Below are 2,955 nucleotides of genomic sequence, written 5' to 3'. Positions count from 1 at the left end.
CAGGTTTTGAACACGAAACTGAAGGCGCTGAGATCGAAGACGGTAAATACCACGTTCTTTGTATCAAAAAAGACGCACTATAATCGCTTAATGCGATAATGTGACTACCCTACCAATCCCTCGCTAACTCTAGCGAGGGATTTTTTTTGAGTACTACTCAATAGCACTCGTGTCTACTCATTCAGTTATTACTTACTTAGACTTAATTATCACTAATACAAATTAAATTTCTCTTAACCTCACAATAAAAAAATACTTCTTAAAATCTGTTTGAATTTATTCTCACATTGGAAGCATAATTATTTTTAGCCTTTTTTTGGTAGCATTGTGGATTACCACCATGCAAGAATCTCAACTCATTGTTAATACAGTTATTTAATAACAAAAAAATGCAGCCCCATCACTATTTACCATTTTTATAAAAAAAAATGGTCGAATAACGATACTCAACACGAGCTTTAACACTAAAATTGCAATGCTTTATTCCGTTTTTATGGTTTTATTTTTATGAAAACGGCGCATTATATGTCTCGAACACAAGGTTAACAGTTCAGTTTAAAATATAACTTTTATGGTAAAGAGTTATATTTTAATTATTTTATTGATAACGATTTAATAAAATAATTAATTCTTTATTACTTCCGTAATAAACAATTCACCATGGACTGGGTTTTATTCCAATGAAGATAAACCGTAATCAAAATAAGGTTTATCATTCCACTAATCACGGGTGAATATAATGTCATCGAATACTGGCACTAAAAAAATGGGACTCGTTGGCTTAACTGTACTTGTTGCAGTTAACATGATGGGCTCTGGTATTATTATGCTACCAGCAAGCTTGGCGCAAGTTGGTGCAATTTCAATGTTATCTTGGATTGTAACTGCGCTAGGCGCAATGTGTATTGCTTACACATTCGCTAAGTGTGGTGCATTTTGTAAACGCTCTGGCGGTATGTCAGCTTACGCACAAGAAGCACACGGTAAATCCTCTTTTTTCATTTCTTCTTATACTTATTACGTGTGTTTAGTTATTAGCTGTGTGGCGATTGCCGTTTCAGCGCTAGGTTACATCAAACCATTTATGCCTTGGCTTGATACACCGATGCACACTTTCTATGGTGTAGTTGCAATTCTTATCTTCACTATGGTGGCTAACTTTGGCGGTGCGAAAATCACTGGTCAAATCTCAGCGTTCACTGTTTGGGGTATCATTATTCCGGTTGCAGGTCTGTCTATCATTGGTTGGTGGTGGTTCGATCCACAAACATTCATGAACGCATGGAACCCACACCACGACACCACTATGCACTCTGTATCTTCTGGTATCGCATTGACTTTATGGGCTTTCCTAGGTATTGAATCTGCAGGTGCTAACTCTGACGCGGTTGAAAACCCAGAGCGTAACGTGCCACTTGCTGTACTCTTTGGTACAGGTTTCGCAGCGATCGTTTACATCGCATCGACAGGTGTTATTCAAGGTATCATTCCTAACTCAGAACTTGCAGCATCAACTGCACCGTTTGGCCTAGTATTCAGCCACATGTTTAACCCTATGGTAGGTAACATCGTTACTCTAGCTGCAGTTATCGCATGTATCGGCTCACTACTTGGCTGGCAGTTCACTAACGCACAGGTTTCTAAAGCAGCTGCAGATGAAGGTCTATTCCCTAAAATCTTTGCTAAAACCAACAAAGCAGGCGCACCAATTGCAGGTATGTTAATCATGCTAGCAGCTGAGATATTACTCGCAGTGATGACTATCTCTCCTAACTTGATCAGCCAGTTCAACGCGCTATTGAACCTTGCCGTATTCATTAACATGGTGCCTTACATCCTATCGATGACAGGTTTGGAAGTACTACTTCGCAAGAACATGGTATCTCCAAAGCAATACCGCTTAGGTGCAACCGTGGGTACATTAGCTGTTCTTTACAGTATCTATGGTGTCTATGCTTGTGGTGCAACCGCAGTATTCGGCGGTACTATCCTGACACTACTTGGCTACATCTTCTATGGTTTCATCGCTGCTCGCGATACTAAACCTGAAGTGAAAGCAAACTAATTTAAAGATTTAATAAATTCGACAATAAAGAAATTTATTAATAATAAGCTAGAACGGAAAATGGGAATAAATAATAAATACGCTAACCATTAATAATCTTATTAATAATCAGCTTTATTTATTCCCATTCTAAAATATTCGTACAGACCTTTTATTACTTCATATTTTTTATGTCGCGGTAAAACACATCTGTCATCCATCATTTTATTCAGGCGTTATTATGAACAATAGTACTAATAATAAAATGCGTGCTCTCGTTATTGAGCACCAGAACATTACTCCAAACAGCTTTGCAGATCGTGCCACTAAATCATTAATTGCTGAACTACAAAACCGCACTATCGATATCATTACTGCGACTTCTTATGAAGATGCACGTGCGGTTATCATGTCGACCCAAATCGATAGCCTAGTATTAGCACTAGAAAAAACTGAAGAGCAAATCGTTAATTCTAACGAAGAAGTTGATTTGTTAGCAGCACTACAAGCACGTCAATCTGAAGTGCCAGTATTTCTACTAGCAGAACGCGCTCGTACGTCTATTCTTAACAACCGCCAGTTAATGGAACGTGTTGATGAGTGTTACTCAGTACTAGAAGACACTGCTGATTTCGTTGCAGGTCGTATCGTTGCTTCAATGCGTCGCTACCGTGCACAAGTGTTACCACCGTTCATGAAAGCGATGATGCACTACAACGATATCCATGAATACTCATGGTCTGCTCCAGGTCACCAAGGTGGTATCGGTTTTACTAAAACTCCAGCTGGTAACCAATTCTTTGAATTCTTCGGCGAAAACTTGTTCCGTACCGATATGGGTATCGAGCGTGCTGCACTAGGTTCATTACTTGACCACAGTGGCGCATTTAAAGATTCAGAAGTTGAAGCTG

Annotated in this window: 2 protein-coding genes; both read left to right on the top strand. The window is 39.0% G+C overall.

Annotated elements, in window-relative coordinates; all coding sequences use genetic code 11:
* Positions 1–739: 739 nt before the first annotated feature.
* Positions 740–2,065 carry a putrescine-ornithine antiporter gene (gene potE, locus PMAL9190_RS19685; protein WP_087846962.1) on the top strand — a complete coding sequence of 442 codons (1,326 nt, stop codon included), beginning with the start codon at positions 740–742 and terminating at the stop codon, positions 2,063–2,065.
* Between the two features lie 220 nt (positions 2,066–2,285).
* The coding region (locus PMAL9190_RS19680) for an Orn/Lys/Arg decarboxylase N-terminal domain-containing protein (RefSeq protein WP_306341483.1) at positions 2,286–2,955 on the top strand (670 nt) is incomplete at its 3' end.

It is taken from the genome of Photobacterium malacitanum (assembly GCF_900185615.1).
GTDB classification, from domain to species: domain Bacteria; phylum Pseudomonadota; class Gammaproteobacteria; order Enterobacterales; family Vibrionaceae; genus Photobacterium; species Photobacterium malacitanum.
Note: the sequence above shows the minus strand (reverse complement) of the source record. Positions and strands in the feature narration are given on the sequence as shown.